Source organism: uncultured Hymenobacter sp. (genome assembly GCF_964242765.1).
Taxonomy (GTDB): domain Bacteria; phylum Bacteroidota; class Bacteroidia; order Cytophagales; family Hymenobacteraceae; genus Hymenobacter.
On sequence record NZ_CAXTBM010000038.1, the window covers coordinates 44,484 to 61,626 of the forward strand.

General features: G+C 56.4%; 13 protein-coding genes. 12 read left to right on the plus strand and 1 reads right to left on the minus strand.

Features of this window, described 5'->3' with window-relative positions; genetic code table 11:
- Window positions 1-173: 173 nt before the first annotated feature.
- The 9 genes from ACFE7X_RS16045 (at window position 174) to ACFE7X_RS16085 (ending at window position 12,614) form a co-directional block, all read left to right on the plus strand.
- Complete coding sequence (locus ACFE7X_RS16045) at window positions 174-4,745, plus strand: translocation/assembly module TamB domain-containing protein (RefSeq protein ID WP_375436695.1); 4,572 nt, start codon at window positions 174-176, stop codon at window positions 4,743-4,745.
- A gap of 271 nt (window positions 4,746-5,016) precedes the next feature.
- Entirely contained in the window at window positions 5,017-5,910 is an 894-nt protein-coding gene (locus ACFE7X_RS16050) for a cell division protein FtsX (RefSeq protein WP_375436696.1), read from the plus strand.
- An 83-nt stretch (window positions 5,911-5,993) separates the two neighbouring features.
- A complete protein-coding gene (locus tag ACFE7X_RS16055; RefSeq protein ID WP_375436697.1) occupies window positions 5,994-6,308 on the plus strand; it encodes a DUF3098 domain-containing protein in 315 nt (104 codons plus the stop codon).
- Between the two features lie 128 nt (window positions 6,309-6,436).
- Window positions 6,437-7,225, plus strand: coding sequence for an undecaprenyl-diphosphate phosphatase (locus ACFE7X_RS16060; protein WP_375436698.1), 789 nt, complete (start codon window positions 6,437-6,439; stop codon window positions 7,223-7,225).
- A 170-nt stretch (window positions 7,226-7,395) separates the two neighbouring features.
- Window positions 7,396-8,217, plus strand: a complete 822-nt coding sequence (gene truB, locus ACFE7X_RS16065) for a tRNA pseudouridine(55) synthase TruB (protein ID WP_375436699.1) — start codon at window positions 7,396-7,398, stop codon at window positions 8,215-8,217.
- 495 nt (window positions 8,218-8,712) lie between these two features.
- A complete protein-coding gene (locus ACFE7X_RS16070; protein WP_375436700.1) occupies window positions 8,713-9,669 on the plus strand; it encodes a bifunctional riboflavin kinase/FAD synthetase in 957 nt (318 codons plus the stop codon).
- A gap of 149 nt (window positions 9,670-9,818) precedes the next feature.
- A complete protein-coding gene (locus ACFE7X_RS16075; RefSeq protein ID WP_375436701.1) occupies window positions 9,819-10,523 on the plus strand; it encodes a CoA transferase subunit A in 705 nt (234 codons plus the stop codon).
- Window positions 10,524-10,631: 108 nt separating this feature from the next.
- Window positions 10,632-11,936 (plus strand): serine hydrolase domain-containing protein, encoded by a 1,305-nt coding sequence (locus ACFE7X_RS16080; RefSeq protein WP_375436702.1) that lies wholly within the window; start codon window positions 10,632-10,634, stop codon window positions 11,934-11,936.
- Window positions 11,937-11,957: 21 nt separating this feature from the next.
- Window positions 11,958-12,614: a CoA transferase subunit B gene (locus ACFE7X_RS16085; protein ID WP_375436703.1), complete on the plus strand. Its 657-nt coding sequence runs from the start codon at window positions 11,958-11,960 to the stop codon at window positions 12,612-12,614.
- Between the two features lie 132 nt (window positions 12,615-12,746).
- Here ACFE7X_RS16085 and ACFE7X_RS16090 read toward each other — a convergent pair whose 3' ends face one another.
- Complete coding sequence (locus ACFE7X_RS16090) at window positions 12,747-13,226, minus strand: hypothetical protein (protein WP_375436704.1); 480 nt, start codon at window positions 13,224-13,226, stop codon at window positions 12,747-12,749.
- 94 nt (window positions 13,227-13,320) lie between these two features.
- Between ACFE7X_RS16090 and ACFE7X_RS16095 the strand changes: the two genes are divergently transcribed.
- The 3 genes from ACFE7X_RS16095 to ACFE7X_RS16105 all read left to right on the plus strand — a co-directional run bounded on the left by ACFE7X_RS16095 (window position 13,321) and on the right by ACFE7X_RS16105 (window position 16,990).
- On the plus strand, window positions 13,321-14,448 hold the full coding sequence (locus tag ACFE7X_RS16095; RefSeq protein ID WP_375436705.1) for a T9SS type A sorting domain-containing protein: 1,128 nt from the start codon (window positions 13,321-13,323) through the stop codon (window positions 14,446-14,448).
- Window positions 14,449-14,920: 472 nt separating this feature from the next.
- Window positions 14,921-16,459, plus strand: a complete 1,539-nt coding sequence (locus tag ACFE7X_RS16100; RefSeq protein ID WP_375436708.1) for a GNAT family N-acetyltransferase — start codon at window positions 14,921-14,923, stop codon at window positions 16,457-16,459.
- Between the two features lie 39 nt (window positions 16,460-16,498).
- Window positions 16,499-16,990: an RDD family protein gene (locus ACFE7X_RS16105; protein WP_375436706.1), complete on the plus strand. Its 492-nt coding sequence runs from the start codon at window positions 16,499-16,501 to the stop codon at window positions 16,988-16,990.
- The last annotated feature ends 153 nt before the right edge of the window (window positions 16,991-17,143 follow it).

Here is a 17,143-nt window from a genome sequence, read left to right on the forward strand (position 1 = left end):
GCCAAGTTCGTTTAAAACCTTAAACCATCAGGGTTTGGTCTAGTCAGAAGCCTAACCAATGAAGGCACGGTATCGTTCTTGCGGCAGCAGTAGCCCGGCCGTACGTGCTTCCTAGGCAAGCAACTGCTAACCTGTATCTTCGCTTTTTCTGCTTTCTTTCAGCTGTTTCGCCTGTGCCTCGTTTCGTCTCTGTCCTGCTTAAAGTGCTGCTGGCCTTGGTGCTGGTGCTGGTGGTGACAGTGGTGGGCGCGTTGGTGGCGCTCCGAATTCCGAGCGTGCAGACCCGGCTGGTACAACAAGCCGCCAGCGTTCTGACCGACAAGCTAGGGCAGAAGGTGATAGTGGGCCGGGTGGACGTGCGGCCGTTTTCGCGGGTGCTGCTGCAAGGCGTGCGGGTGCTAGACCGGCGTGGTGGGGAGCTGTTTAGTATTGGCCGCGCCGATGCTTCCATCAGCTTGTTTAGCGTTTTCGACCCTTCGCACCTACACATCAACAACCTCACGCTGGAGGAGCCGCGCTTCGCGCTGGTTACGTACAAAGACCAACCCGATTCTACCAATCTCACGCAGTTCCTGCGCGCGGTACGCCGCTTGGTGGGCCCCTCGGATACCACCAAAGTCAGCAAGAAGCCGTTCGATTTCAAGATCCAAACGGTCAGCTTGCGCAACGGCCGCTTCCTGCTCGAAAACCAAACCAAGCCCCGCGCCGCCTACTACGGCCGGTCGATGGATTACGCCCACATGCAGCTCGACAGCATTTACGCCGAGGTATCGGAGATTCAGCTGCACGGCGACACGATTCATACCCAAATCGATGGGCTGCGCACCGTTGATACGCCTTCGGGTACCCGCCTGCGGGAACTGACGGCCAACATGACGTATGCCAGCAAGTTCTGGGAATTTGCGGGCCTGAATCTGCGCGTGGGCAACAGCCAGATCAGCAACTACCTACGCTTCGAGTACCAACGGTTCCTCAACTTCACCAGCTTCAACGACTCGGTGCGGGTAATGGCCCGGCTTCAACCTTCACGCCTCTACTCCGACGATATTGCTCAGTTCGCGCCCCAACAAGCAGTGCGCGATTTAAAAGAAACCGTGCTGATTTCGGGCGAGGCCAAAGGCTACGTGCGCGATTTTCACACCAAGAACCTGGATATCCGCTACGGCAAGAACACGCACGTAATCGGCAATATTGGGGTGGAAGGGCTGCCGAATTTCAAGGAGAGCTTCGTGGAAATGAAGCTCCAGCCGTCGGTGGTGGACGGGCGCGATATCCGGCGCTATATCCCGGCTTCGGGCTGGCCCTACGTGCAACGGCTGGGCACGGTGAAGCTAAGCGGACAATTTTTGGGGTTCTACAACGACTTTGTGGCCAACGGCTCGTTCAATACGGCCTTGGGCTCGGTGGTGTCTGATGTCAACTTGAAATTCAAGACCGACCCGCGCCTTTCTTCTTATGAAGGCGACATTCGCACCACCAATTTTCAGCTAGGCAAGCTGCTCGGCCAGGAAAAAACGGTGCGCGACATCACCATGAATGGCCGCGTGCAAGGTGTGGGGTTCGCCCCGGAAGCTGCTCGCCTGACGGCCCGTGCCACCGTGCAGAGCGTGTGGCTGAACGGCTACCGCTACCGCAACATCAGCACCGACGGGCGTTTCAGCCGCGAATCGTTTACGGGCCGCCTCGCCGCCAACGACCCTAGCCTGCAATTCGACGCCAACGGCACCGTCAACCTCAACAAAGCCACCCAAGCCTTCGACGTGCGGGCCCGCATCCGCCGCGCCGACCTGCGAGCCCTGGGCCTCACCAAGCAAAGCGTGACGGTAGCTACCACCGCCGACGTGAAGTTTCGAGGCTTGCGCCTCGACGATTTACTGGGCCGCATCATCCTGCGCAACACGCGCTTAGGTTACGCGGGCCGCACCGTGGCGCTGGATACGTTCGACGTGCTTAGCCAGCGCACCGCGGGGCAACGCCAGCTTACGGTTCGTTCGGAAGCGCTTAACCTGACGGCAACCGGCAACTACAACTACACCGAAGTAATTCGGAGCGCCCAAGTGCTGCTGACCGAGTACGCCTTGAACTTCGAGAGCGACGACGCGGCCATTACCACCTATTACCGCCGCAAGCGCCAGTCGCCGATTCGGGAGTATGCTATTGCGTTGGATTTGTATTTGAAAAAGCCGAATCCGATGTTGCAGCTGTTTGTACCGGGTTTGAAGGTGTCGAACTACTCGCGCATTGATGGCTCGTTCCGCAACGGCCAAACCTCTATTTTCCAGCTCGGCGGCAGCTTCGATACGTTGCAGGTTGACAGCATCCGCACTTACCGCACGGCCTTCGACTTCACCACCTCCAAGCTACCTTATCAGCCTGAAGTGTTGGCGCAGGCCAGTGTGACCTCGGAGCGGCAGGTGTTGCCGAGCTTGGGCAAAACCGAGCGGTTCTACGTGGAAGGCGTGTGGGACCAGGAGCGCATCAATTTCTCGACGGCTTTGGCGCAAACCAACACCACCAACCGAGCGCAGATTAACGGGGCGCTGTCGTTTCTGCCGAGTGCCGTGCAGGTGGTGTTCCGGCAGTCGGGCGTGAACCTGCTGGGCAAGGACTGGATGATTGCTCAAAACAACGCCGTAATAATTTCCAATAAAGGTAAGGAAATTGATATTCAGAACTTTAGCTTGAGTAACGGGCCACAGAGCATCAGCGCCCAAGGCTTTATCTCACAGGATGCCAGCAAAGAGCTGAAGCTAACCGTGAAGGATATGGAGTTGGAAACGCTCAACTCACTTACTAAACAAAACATGACGGGCCGCGTGAATGCGGAAGGCACGCTGAGCGGCGTTTACGGCCCGTTGGCCATCAACTCCACCCTCACCGTCGATTCGATGCGCTTGGATAAGGTGCTGATTGGGAACGTGACCGGGCAAAGCAGTTGGGACAACCGCGCCAAGCAGGCCTTGGTGGACCTGGATGTGCTGCGCGATGAACAGCGCGTAGTGCGGGTGGCCGGTACCATTGCGCCTAGCCTCGAAGAAGACCAGCTCAACCTCACGGCCGTGCTTGACAATGCCCCCGTCAAGCTCGCCGAGCCTTTCCTCAAAACTTTGTTCCGCAACCTAGGTGGCACGGCAGTGGGCACCTTGCGCCTAGCGGGCCGCTTCAATTCGCCCCGGCTTACGGGCACGCTCGATGTTACGGAAGGCCAGCTCACGTTCATTTATCTGAATACCACCTACACCTTCTCCGACCGAATTCGGTTTGCGGAAGACCGGATTGCGCTGCGTGATATTCGGATGCGCGACCCGCTTGGCAACACCGGCACCATCACCGGCGACATCTTCCACGATGGGTTCAAAAACATGCGGCTTGACTTGGATGCTTCGTTCCGCAAGCTGCTGGTACTCAATACCACCCGCAAAGACAACCAATTGTATTTCGGCACGGCCTATGCCACGGGTACGGCCCGCGTTAATGGCCCGTCTACCAACTTGGTAGTCAATGTGCAAGCTAAGTCGGACCCGGGCACGCGCCTTTCCTTGCCGCTCGACAACGCGGCCAAAGCCGAACAGGCTAGCTACATCCGCTTTGTAAACCGCAACCTGCTCGACACGGCCCGCACGCCAGTGCCAGTGGGCGTCCAAGACAAGATTGACTTGTCGGGTATCCGGTTGAGTATGAATTTGGAAGTGACGCCTGATGCTTACGTGGAGATTCTGCTCGACGAAAGCACCGGCGACGTTATTCGCGGCACCGCGGCGGGGCGGCTGCGCCTCAACATCGACACGCGCGGCGACTTCAACATGAGCGGGCAAATCGAGATTGTGCGCGGGGCCTACAACTTCACGTTGCAGGGCCTTGTAAACAAGGAGTTTGTGGTGCGGCCGGGGGGCACCATCGTTTGGAACGGCGACCCGCTGGCGGGCGAGATGAACGTGACGGCCGCCTACACGCAACGCACATCCCTAGCCCCTGCCCTACCTGGCAACAACGCCGTGGTACCCGTTACGGCCGTGATGAACCTGACCGGGCCGCTGCTGCTGCCGGCCATCAAACTGAATCTGGAATTCAATGATATTCCCTCGTCGTTGGAAGGTGATTTGGCGCCGTTCCTGTCGTCGTTGCGCAATGATGAGCAGGAGCTGAACCGGCAGGTATTTAGCTTGGTGGTGTTCCGGCAACTGGCGCAGGTGGGTTCGTTGTCGTCGGTTACTTCGCTGCGGGGGCAGGACAATGCGTTGGGCAACAGCTTGGGACAGATTATTTCCACGCAGCTTGGGGCCCTCACTTCACAGCTCGACCCGAACCTGGAAATCAGCTTCAACTTCAATGGCCTTTCGGCCGAGCAGTTGCAAGCTTTGCAAGTACGTCTAAGCTACTCCTTCATGAACGGCCGGCTGCGCGTAACGCGGGAAGGCGGCTTCAGCAATGGCGTTGCGACTACCTCTTCTGGCCTACCCGTAAATGGTACTAACTCTTCGGTTATCGGGGATTTGAGCTTGGAATACGCCCTGCGCACCGACGGAAAATTTCGGGCCAAGCTGCGCTACGAAACCACCCCGCGCGACTACAGCGACTTAACCAGCCAGAACCAGGCGCGTGCCGGTATTTCCCTGCTCCATACCGAGCAGTTTGATTCTTTCAACGAGCTATTTGCGCGAAAGCACCTGCGCCGTCGCGAAACCAACGCCCGCAAAGCCCGCGAAATACTGAATGTAGATGACGACCCGCGGACCACATTATGATTGGCAGGTAGAAACCAAACAAAGAAGTAGTCGAGGAACACAGCCCGTTCTGCTAGCAGCCTTTGTCAAAACAACGCTCATGGTGCGCCTGTCGAAGCGTATCTACCACCGTGGTAATTATATACTGTTACAATGAAGCGGGAGAGAGGCTTTGATAGGCTCAGCAGGAGCGTGCACCATAGTTATGAAGTAGGGTGTTACTGTGTTAATCATTGTTAATGATTCACTCACGTACGCCTCTAATCACTCTTACGCTTACCTTTGCGCCTCTATGCCCCAAACCCGTCCGATCCGTAAAAAAAAGCTTGGCAGCTATCCGCACCTGATGGTTGTGTTCAGCATCACGCTGGCGTTGCTGGTCATAGGGTTGTTCGGGTTGCTCTTGATTCATGCCCATAAGCTCTCCAACCTGGTGAAGGAGAACATCGAAATGCAGGTGTATCTAGAGCGCAACTTGCCGGCTACTGAACTGCTCCGCCTGCAACAAGACTTTTCGCGCAAGCCCTACATTGCCCTCCGCGACCAGAAACCGCAGGTGCGCTTTTTATCGAAAGAGGAAGGCGCCAAGCAGTTCATCGACCAAACTGGCGAGGACTTCAAGAACTTCCTCGGAGACAACCCACTGCGTGACGCCTACATCCTAAAAATCAAGTCCGAGTATTCGGATTCGTTGCAGATGGGCCGCATCGAGCGGGAGCTGAAAGCCGAGCCGGGCGTGTACGAGGTGCAGTACGTGCAGAGCCTAATCAGCTCCATCAACCAGAATGTGCGCAAACTCAGTTTGGTGCTGCTCGGCTTTGCCGTCGTGCTTACCATCGTCGTGACGGTGCTCATCAACAATACCATCAAGCTTGCTCTGTTCTCGCAGCGCTTCCTTATTCGGAGCATGCAACTGGTGGGGGCCACTTCCTTTTTTATTCAGCGGCCGTTTCTGCGGCGGGCTACGTGGCAGGGCCTAGCCAGCGGTATTCTGGCGGCCTTGCTGTTGCTGGCTTTGCTGCAATACGCTTACTTACAGGTAGCTGACTTGCGCATTCTGCGCGACGACCGGCTCATTGGGGCGCTGCTTTTGGTGATGGTCGGCTTGGGCTGTGGCATCGGTTTCCTAAGTTCCTACCGCGCCGTGCGGAAGTACTTGGGCATGTCGCTGGATGACTTGTACTAACTCTTTAAAACTACAACCAGACCGTCCTGTTGAGCGCAGAGCACCGAAGCAGAAGCAGGACATTCTTCTCTAATACTACTACAATGGAACCTACACAAGAACCTCGCTTTGCCTTCGGGACGCGCAACTACCGCCTGATGTTTCTTGGCCTAGCCGTACTGGCCGCTGGCTTTGTCACAATGACGCTGGACTCCGCCGACTATGGCGAAGGATTTCTTGGCATCACGCTCGGCCCCATTCTGCTGATCATCGGTTTTCTGATTGAGTTTTGGGCAATTATGGCGCGGCCCCACGGCTATGCTCCGGTAGCGGCTGACGCCACCACCCGCGAAACCTTGGCGCAGCAACCTGCTCCTGCCGCTCCCGCAACCACCGCCCCTACTTACAAGCGCCCGTAGCTTTGGGGCGCGAAGCTCCAGCTTCGCGCATCGTTCGCCTGCCCCCGAAGTGAGACTTCGGAGCACAGGTACGCACGCCCATCTTCTACGCGGCGCGAAGCTGGAGCTTCGCGCTACACCGTTTCCTTATGAATTACTGGCACGCGCTGCTACTCGCCATTGTCGAAGGCCTAACTGAATTTTTGCCGGTTTCCAGCACCGGCCACATGGTGATAGTGGCCAACCTGCTCGGCATTGGGCAGCTTCCGTTCACCGAAACGTATATCACCTCCATTCAACTCGGGGCTATTTTGTCGGTGGTAGTGCTGTACTGGCGGCGGTTTCTGCAAAGCGTCGATTTCTACGTGAAGCTGATTGTGGCTTTTCTCCCTTTCGGTGTGTTGGGCTTCTTGTTGAAAGATGTTATCGAGGAACTGCTGAAGAGCGTGACGGTGGTAGCGGTTTCGTTGGTGGTTGGCGGTATTATCTTGCTGTTTGTAGACCGTTGGTTTTCGGGTCCGCGCAAGGAAGTAACCACTCCGAGTCTCATGCAGGCGCTCAAAATCGGCCTTTTCCAGTGCATTGCCCTCATACCGGGTGTGTCACGCTCGGCGGCCACTATCATAGGCGGCCTCACCCAAGGCTTCGACCGTCGCTCGGCCGCCGACTTCTCTTTTCTGCTGGCGGTGCCCACCATGTTCGTCATCACGGGCTACCAACTCTACAAAACCTACAAAGTGAGTGCGCCGGGCGCGGAAGACATCAAGCTGCTGCTGTTCGGCAACGTCGTGGCGTTTGCGGTGGGGCTACTGGCCGTCAAGTCGTTCGTAAACTTTGTGTCGCGCTTTGGTTTCCGGGCGTTTGGCTTCTACCGCATCATTGTAGGCGTGGTTATTCTGGTGATGATTGGGTTGGGTATCAACTTGAAGTTGATTTAAGCTAAAATCTGTTTGGCTAGACACTGGGTGGTTGTTGAACTAGCCCTTACCGTCTCTTCCCTTAGTCGTGCTTCGGCAAGCGCAACCTCACTTGAATTAAGCTGTTTCGGCTCGCCTACTTTTGGTACTCCCCTGGCCGCGCATTCCCATAACGCCTTTTTAAGCTGTAGATGATGGACGCTTCTTTTCCTCCTTTCGATTTTGAAACCGGCGAAGTTTTGCTGCTCGACAAGCCCCTAACCTGGACTTCGTTCGATGTGGTACGCAAAGTCAAAAACACGCTGCGAATCAAGAAAATCGGGCACGCGGGCACTCTCGACCCGCTGGCTACGGGTCTGCTTATCTTGTGCACCGGCAAGAAGACCAAGGAAATCGACTTGATTCAAGCGCAGGAAAAGGAGTACACTGGCACCTTCCGCCTAGGCCAAACCACTCCCAGCTTCGACCTGGAAACTCCAGTCGATGTGGAACTGCCGTTTGAGCACCTGAGCGAGGCCGCCGTGCGGGCGGCCACCGCGCCGTTTACGGGCTTGGTTGAGCAGACGCCCCCGCTGTTTTCGGCGGTAAAAGTGAACGGTGAGCGGGCCTACGAAGTAGCGCGGCGCGGCGAGGAAGCCGTTATCAAAAGCAAACAAGTCACCATCAAAGAGTTTGAAATAACGCGCTTGGCACTGCCCGAAGTCGATTTCCGGGTGGTTTGCTCGAAAGGCACGTATATCCGCAGCCTTGCCCGCGACTTTGGCGCCGCATTGGGCTGCGGCGCTCACCTCACCAAATTGGTGCGCACCCGCATCGGCAATTATCAACTGGCCGAGGCCTTGAACATCGAGCAGCTTGAAGCGTTACGCCCAGCGCCGCCAGAAGGTGCCACCGAACGCGCTTCTCGGCCGCAGAGGCAGCGTCGGCCGGAGCGCCGGGCCGGCTTAGAGTATTTCCATACTACCAACCCGGCGCCGGAGTCAGGTGGCAACTCAGAAAGTGTTTCAGACTAACCGTTGAATCCGGTGCTGGGGTCACTACACCGCGCTATTTGCTTGTTGCAATCCTCTGCGTAAGCTTGCTACTGCGCTGCCTTCGGCTGTGCGTATGGGTGGTTAGGCGGTTATCTCCAGCGCAGCAAAAATCTGAACGCCTATTTTGGCTTGGAAAATCAGATTGTACGCGCAGAATAGCAGACAAGCCGTTTTCCACTTCACTACTATAATCCAATCAAGCTCAACGCACTAAGGGTAATTAGAAGCAAGTATACTGGGAGTTTGCGCGCACTCAGCTCTATCTATGCAGCGTTGTGGAGCTCGTCAGCAATTCGGTTGATTTCAAGTCCTAAATCAGCGAAGCTAAAGATGATTACACCCTGACAAGCGCCGCACCGTACAGGAGAATCTGCATATTGCAGACTATCGGCACTTACAAGGGTAAACTTCCTCCGCCGACCGTTTCGAGTAGACGTACTACTTAGTTACTTTAACCTTAGCACTATCAAGCAGATGCAAGTTGTTCGGGACCCGGCGCAGTTTCCACACCTTCAAGGCCAAGCGGTTGTTACTAGTGGCACATTTGATGGCGTGCACCTCGGGCACCAGCAGATCCTGCGGCGGTTGCAGGAAGTGGCGCAACAAAGCGGGGGGCCATCGGTGGTTATCACCTATTGGCCCCACCCACGCTTGGTGTTGGACCCACCGCCTTCCCACCCCAACCCGCAAGATTTGCATCTGCTCAACACGCTCGACGAGCGAATCAAGAAGCTGAGTGATTTTGGAGTCGATTACCTGCTCATTATTCCCTTCACCCACGAATTCGCCTCCTGGACTTCCGAAGAATACATCCAGAATATCTTGGTGCGCACGGTGGGCACCAGCAAGTTGGTTATCGGTTACGACCACCGATTCGGCAAAAATCGGGAAGGCGGCTTCGAGTATCTCAGCCAGAATGCGGATCGATATGGCCTTAGCGTAGAGGAAATTCCGCGCGAAGATGTGGATGCCGTGGGCGTGAGCAGCACCCGTATCCGCCGTGCCCTCGAAAGCGGCGACATCCTGACGGCCAGCCGCTACCTCGGCTACCCCTACGAGCTGACGGGCACTGTGGTGCGCGGCCGACAACTGGGGCGCACCATCGGCTGGCCCACCGCAAACCTGCACGTAGAGGAGCCCCTTAAGCTGATTCCGGCCCGTGGCGTGTACGCCGTAATGGTCACTACCGCTGCCGGCGTGCACCACGAAGCCATGCTCAATATCGGCGTGCGTCCTACCGTAGGCGGCGACTTAACCCAGACCATCGAGGCGCATCTGCTGGACTTCAACGGCGACCTGTACGACCAGCAACTCACAGTTCAGCTGGTAGCCCGCCTGCGCGATGAGCAAAAGTTTGAGGACCTGGACGCGCTGAAAGCACAGTTAACGCTCGACGCCGAAGAAGCCCGCCGGCATCTGGTAGGCGGCTGAGGTCAATCAAAACACAAGGCCCCGCCTAACCACTTCGTTGAGGCCGCTAAGCTTGGCTATGCCAATAAAAAGCGCACCTCTTCCACTGAGTGAACTTTTAGGTATCGATTACGCCCCGAACCCACCGACAATTGCTCACGCTCTTTCCTATGATCAACAAAGTAGTTCCTGACGCCCAAGCTGCCCTGCACGGCCTCACCGACGGCATGACGCTCATGCTCGGCGGCTTCGGTCTGTGCGGCATCCCCGAAAATGCCATTCAGGAAATTCTGCGCCTAGGCGTTAAAAATCTTACCTGCATCAGCAACAATGCCGGGGTTGATGATTTCGGCATTGGGTTGCTTCTGCAACAGCGGCAGGTAAAAAAGATGATTTCCAGCTACGTGGGCGAGAATGCCGAGTTTGAGCGGCAGCTACTCAGCGGCGAGCTAGAAGTGGAGTTGTTGCCGCAAGGCACTTTGGCCGAACGAATTCGGGCCGGGGGCGCGGGTATTCCGGCTTTCTACACTCCTGCCGGCTACGGCACCGAAGTGGGCGAAGGCAAGCCAAGCCAGGAATTCTACGGCAAAATGTATTTGCTGGAAACCTGGCTGAAAGCGGATTACGCCTTTGTGAAAGCCTGGAAGGGCGACACGGCCGGCAACCTTGTCTACAAAGGCACGGCCCGCAACTTCAACCCGATGATGGCGACGGCCGGCAAAATTACGGTAGCTGAAGTGGAAGAATTGGTGCCCGCCGGCGAGCTGGACCCCAATCAAATTCACACGCCCGGCATCTTCGTGCAGCGCATTTTTCAAGGTAAAAACTACGAAAAACGCATCGAGCAGCGCACCGTACGGACTTCAGTCAAGTAGCATCGCACGCAGAATTTGCAAGGAGTACAGCAGCGTGTCACAGGGTCGTTGAGCTAGCCATTGTTAGCCCTTGCGCCACCCATCACGAGACCAATCTTAGAGCATCCTATGAAAAAGACAGCTTTCCTCGTTCTCCTTTCGCTTGCTTTCGGCAACTACTCGTACGCCCAAACGGCGGCTCCGGCGAAGCCAAAGAGCAGCAAGTCGCAGACCCTTACGGCCAAACCCGAGCAGTTGCCGGGCCTCGACCAGCTCTTGCAGGAGTACACGGCCGCCAACCGCATTCCGGGCGCTATTGCCTTGGTGGCGCGCGACGGCAAAATCATCTACCGCAAAGCCTTTGGGTATGAGGATGTGGAAGCGAAAACGCCGCTCAAGCCCGAGGCTATCTTTCGGATTGCCTCGCAAACCAAGGCCGTAACCAGCGTGGGTTTGATGATGCTTTACGACGAAGGCAAATTCCAACTCGACGACCCGGTTTCCAAGTACCTGCCAGCTTTCCGCAACCCCAAAGTGCTGGCTACTTTCAACGAGAAAGATTCCACTTATACCACCGTCCCGGCCAAATCCGAAATAACCATTCGGCAGCTATTGACCCACACTTCCGGCATCAGTTATCCGGTAATCGGCTCCAAGGAAGCCAGCGCTATTTACGCGAAAGCGCATATTCCAAGCGGCATCGGGACACCAGGCGGTAATCTGGCTGCTTCAATGAATGCGCTGGGGGCGCTGCCACTGCTGCACCAGCCGGGCGAGAAATTCACATATGGACTGAGCGTGGATGTGCTGGGCTATTTGATTGAAGTGCTTTCCAAGCAGCCCCTCGACCAATACTTACGCACCCGCCTCTTCGACCCGCTCGGTATGCGCGATACCTGGTTCTACCTGCCCGCCGAAAAGCAAAACCGCTTGGCCGCCCTCTACACCGAAGACGCATCCAAAGCTACCGTGAAGATGGCACCTCAAGGCCGCATGACACCGGATTATCCCAAAGCCGCCGGCACCTACTTTTCGGGCGGCGCGGGTCTTTCCTCCACCATCGACGATTACGCCGTCTTTTTGCAGATGATGCTCAACGAGGGCGAATACAACGGCCGCCGCTTGCTGAAACCAACCACGGTACGCCTGATGACCAGCAACCAAATTGGTGAGGTCAACCAAGGCGACAACAAATTTGGCCTCGGCTTCAGCATCACCACCGCCAAAACCGCCGATACCTCCGGCCTCTCCGAAGGTTCTTATGAGTGGGGCGGCATCTTCGGCACCACCTATTGGGTGGACCCGAAGCTGAAAATTGTAGCCCTGCTTTACACGCAGAAGTACCCCAACACCACGGCCCGCGACTTGGCCGGGAAATACAAGGTGCAAGTCCGGCAGGCGGTGGTAGGCGCCCATGCCGCATCTGTTAAATAACCTTCTCCTCTCCCACCCATCATGTTAGACAAACACGGCATTGCCCGGCGGATTGCGCAGGAAGTGCGCGACGGATACTACGTAAACCTCGGTATCGGTATTCCGACCCTCGTAGCCAACTACATTCCTGCGGGTATCAATGTGGAGTTGCAGTCGGAAAACGGCTTGCTCGGCATGGGCCCCTTCCCCACCGAGGACGAAGTGGACCCCGACCTCATCAACGCCGGCAAGCAAACCGTAACCACTCTACCCGGCTCCAGCCTCTTTTCCTCCGCCGACTCGTTCGGGATGATTCGGGGCGAGCATGTGGACCTGACCATTCTTGGGGCCATGGAGGTTTCCGAAAACGGCGACATTGCCAACTGGAAGATTCCCGGCAAAATGGTGAAGGGCATGGGCGGCGCCATGGACTTGGTGGCCTCGGCCAAAAACATTATTGTGGCCATGCAACACGTGGCCAAAGATGGCAGCAGCAAGTTGCTGCCCGCTTGCACGCTGCCCATTACGGGTCTACACTGCGTCAAGAAAATAGTAACCGAACTCGCTGTGCTCGACGTGACGGCCGACGGCTTTGTATTGCGCGAACGGGCGCCGGGGGTTAGCGTTGAGCAGATTCGGTCGGCTACCGCTGGCAAGTTGGTGGTGCCAGCGGAGGTGCCGGAGATGACGGGAGTGTAACGGTAGTTTGTCTACTTAAACGGTCATGCTTCATCTGGCGTCTGCTGGTCGAAGCATGACCGTTTCTTTGGTAGCGGCAAAGAAAAATTGCGTATCGTCTCTAATCCTGCTCTTGAGAGGCAGTTGCAACGCTTATTTCTGTGTGCGGCGGTAAGCTTGGGACATGATGCGCTCGGCAGCTTCGCGAGTGAAGTGGGAAAAATACTTCAGCAGTTGCGCCAGGGCATCGGGAGCAGAAAGACCACCGGCGTGCACGGCTTCCGCCAGGTAGTCGGCCAGCGTATCGGGGTGACCGGTAAGGGCCGGAAACTCGTGGTTGGTTTTGTAGCGGGCCAGGATGTCGACGCGAAGCCAATCGGGGGCGCCGGGCACTTGGGTGAGCAGACGCTCCATAACCAGTTGCACTTCATCCATGAACAGGGTGCGGACGAGGCCAGGTGGCGTGGGCACAGCCATGCCGGCGGCAGCCACTACTAGCACAGCCGCCGGCATGGCGGGCTGCCAGCGGTGCACGTCGGGCGGGGCGCATAACCAGGCTGTCGGCGGAAAACCTTCAGGCGAGGCCAGCAGCCGGCCCAACGTCTGGAGACGACGTTCTTCGGGCGGAAGCATACTGCAAGGTACAACGGCCTAACCGGATAGCATCTAACTTACGTACAGGTGCTATATTCGGAAGCATCAATGCCTCACCGAAAACATTCTTCTTATGCGCCGCTGCTACTCCGGTTCCCTTTTTGTGCTACTAACGGCCACAACGCTTTCAGTTCAAGCCCAAACGCCCATCACTATTGACCGCAACGACATGCCCAACCTCGGCGACTCGTTGCGCACCAGCGAATCACTGACTTTAATGGGCCCTGCTCTCACCCAGACGGGTGCCAATCAAACCTGGAATTACAGCAGCTTGCGGCCCGTCAATCAGAGCGTGTCTTACTACTCGGCCGTTAACAACACCCCGGGGCTGCTCCCGATAGTGTTTGGCGTGCTGGGTGGCGTAAACCGGGCTACTATTGCCAATCGGCAGCCGCTACCGGCTGTATTGGTGGCGGCGGGCTTACCTATCACCGAGATATATTCCTTTTTCAACGAATCAACTACCAACTACCGGCAGGTGGGCTACGGGGCCGACATTCCGTCAGTGGGTGCGCTGCCCGTTTTCTATCAAAGCCAGGCCTTGCAAGACGTGATATACCGCTTTCCGCTCGTATACCAGCAGCGAGATTCCAGTAATTCCGACTTCTCGGTGAACGTGCCCGGCACAGCCTATTTGCGCGAAAAACAGAAGCGCGTAAACAATGCCGACGGATGGGGCACCCTTACCACGCCGTTCGGCACGTTCGAGGCGTTGCGCGTGGTAAGCACGCTGCAAGTCCGCGACAGTGTATCCTTGCAGGGGGAGCCGGGCACGGCTATTCAGCGGCCGGTGATGAAACAGTACAAGTGGCTGGCCAAAAACCAGGGCATTCCGCTGCTGCAAGTCACCACGCAACTCGTGAACGGCCAAGAACTCGTGTCGTTGGTGCAGTACCGCGACATCTACCGCCGCTTGCCTGTGCTAAGCACGCAAACGCGGCTGCCCGAATCAGTTGTAGCAGTTTACCCAAACCCTGTCGGCTCCAGCGAATCTCTGCGCCTGACTTTGCCTGCCTTGGCTGGGCGCGTTTCGCTTACTGCCACCGATGTAACAGGGCGCGTGTTGTTTAGCTATACCATTCCGCACGCTTCTGGCGAAGCTGTGGTGCCCGCTGCGGCTTTCGGTGCGTTTCGGGGGGTGGCGCTGCTACGAGTGCAAACGAAAACCGGCGTAGCAGTGCGGCGCGTGGTGCGGCAGTAACGGGAAAGGCAGTCGGATTGCGGTTATTTCTGAAGATTTCAAGGTTTCGTGTAATTGCCGAATACGGGTACATGCGCAAGCCAACGCAGCTACTAAATAAACCTGGTATTCTTCCGCTTCACTGGCAGCTGTTGAGAAGCTGTGTCAATGCTCTTCCGGCCGGCTCCATTTGTGGAACCGGCCTTTTTGCGACCATTTGCACCACTTTCCCGCCAAACTTGTTGTACTCCCGTAAAATCAGGACCGCGTCCAATCAACGAAGCGGTATTTTTGCATTTCTTCTACGACTTTTCCTTCGACCTATATGGCAACGAGTTCAAATGGCAAAGCCAGCGGCAGCCACGCCAAAAAAGTAACCCCCGACAAGCATTCAGGTTCGATAGCGGAGTTGCTTACCCCCACGGCTATCCCGGCCCACAAGCTGGTATTGCGCACCCTGCGCCGCTCCGACTTCAAGGCCATCAAGGGCATTATGGATCAGGTATATTCCAACATGGAAGGCGCCTGGTCGGCCGACGAGTTCAGCGCCTTGATCCGTAAGTTTCCCGAAGGCCAAATCGGTATTGAGGACAATGGCCGGCTGGTAGCGGCAGCATTGGCCATCATTGTCGATTACGCCAAGTTCGGCGACAAGCACACCTACGCCAAAATCACGGGCAACGGCAAGTTCGACACGCACAACTCCGATGGTGACACGCTGTATGGGGTGGACGTATTTGTGGACCCCGAGTACCGGAGCTTGCGCCTCGGCCGCCGTTTGTACGACGCTCGCAAGGAACTGTGCGAGAACCTAAATTTGCGCGCCATGGTGGCCGGCGGCCGGATTCCGGGCTATGCCCAATACGCCAACGAAATGACGCCGGCCAAGTACGTGGAAATGGTGCGCAACAAAGAGTTGGTTGACCCCATTCTGACATTCCAGCTTTCCAACGAATTCTACGTCCGCAAAATCATCCGTGGCTACTTGCCTTACGACTCCGAAAGTAAGGCTTACGCCACGCTGCTTGAGTGGATCAACGTGTACTACGAAGAGGAAGAGAAGCTCATCGGCAACCAGAAAAGCAATGCCCGCATCGGTATTGTGCAGTGGCAGATGCGCGCCACTCGCAGCCTGGAAGACTTGTTGCAGCAAATCGAGTTCTTTGTGGATACGGTAAGTGGCTACAAGGCCGACTGCGTGATGTTCCCCGAGTTCTTCAACGCTCCCCTAATGGCCCTCACCAACGAGGATTCGCCGGCGGTAGCTATCCGGGCTATGGCGGCCTTCACGGCGCCCATCAAAGCCAAAATGATGGAGCTGGCCGTGAGCTACAACATCAACATCGTGGCCGGTTCGATGCCGGTTTACGAAGATGAGAAGCTGCACAACGTGGCCTATCTCTGCCGCCGCGACGGTACCGTAGACGAGCAATACAAGTTGCACGTCACGCCCGACGAGGCGAGTTACTGGGGCATGCGGGGCGGCGACAAGCTGAAGTGCTTTGACACCGACTTCGGTAAAATCGGCATTCTGGTGTGCTACGACGTGGAATTCCCCGAACTGGCCCGCATGCTGAGCGACGAAGGCGTGAAAATTCTGTTCGTGCCCTTCTGGACCGACACCAAGAATGCTTACCAGCGCGTCCGGATCTGCGCCCAGGCCCGCGCCATCGAGAACGAGTGCTACGTGGCCATCACCGGCTCGGTGGGCAACCTGCCGCGGGTCGAGAACATGGATATTCAGTACTCGCAGAGTGCCGTGTTCAGCCCTTCGGACTTTGCCTTTCCGCACGACGCCATTGTAGCCGAGGCCACGCCGAACACCGAAATGACTCTGATTGCCGACCTCGATTTGGACTTGCTGAAAGACCTAAATACCAGCGGAGCCGTGCGCAACCTGCGCGACCGGCGCAAAGACTTGTACTCGCTGAGCTGGACGGTTAAAAAGACCGAGCGCGACGACGACCTGCTGGAGCAAGGCGCCGAGCGTTTACCGCGCGTCAGTCGTCGCAAAGCCATTGCCGCTGGATAATTTTTTCGCATATTGTAGACGTACAATAAACGTCGAAATATGCAACAAAATTACTTAGAGCAAGATTATTCAGATGAGCGTGTTGAGAATTCGTCTGTTTTCACTGAATTACTGAACTCTCCGCTAGCCATGACTTCGGCTAGCACAGGTCAGCGCTTCGCCAACTACATTGTCGACCTCATTGCGTTTTATGCCATACTCTTCAGTCTTAGCTTTGCCCTAGGATTGGCGGTAGCTATTACCGACAATCGATGGATACTCGATGTGCTAGAAGGTCCGTTGGCTTCGCTGATAGGTATTGTGATTATGTTGAGCTACTATTTCATCATGGAGTCGATGACCGGCCGCACGATGGGCAAGATTGCAACCCGTACCCGCGTGGTCATGGAAGATGGCTCGAAGCTCACCACTACAGCCGCCCTACAGCGCACACTCAGCCGGATCATTCCTTTCGACGCGTTTTCCTTTCTAGGCGGCGGCTCGGGCTGGCACGACCGATTTGCCAAAACCCGGGTTGTGAAAGTCGACTAAGTAGCTGGTATCAGTTAACGCATGTTATCTAAGTTGGCAAAAAGCCGGTCGGGAACGTTCCCGACCGGCTTTTTCATGGAGTGCCGCTTAATCATTGCCAAACCGACTTCTATTTTCAGTAAACTTCGGTCCCCAGCCCCATTGTCCACTTCT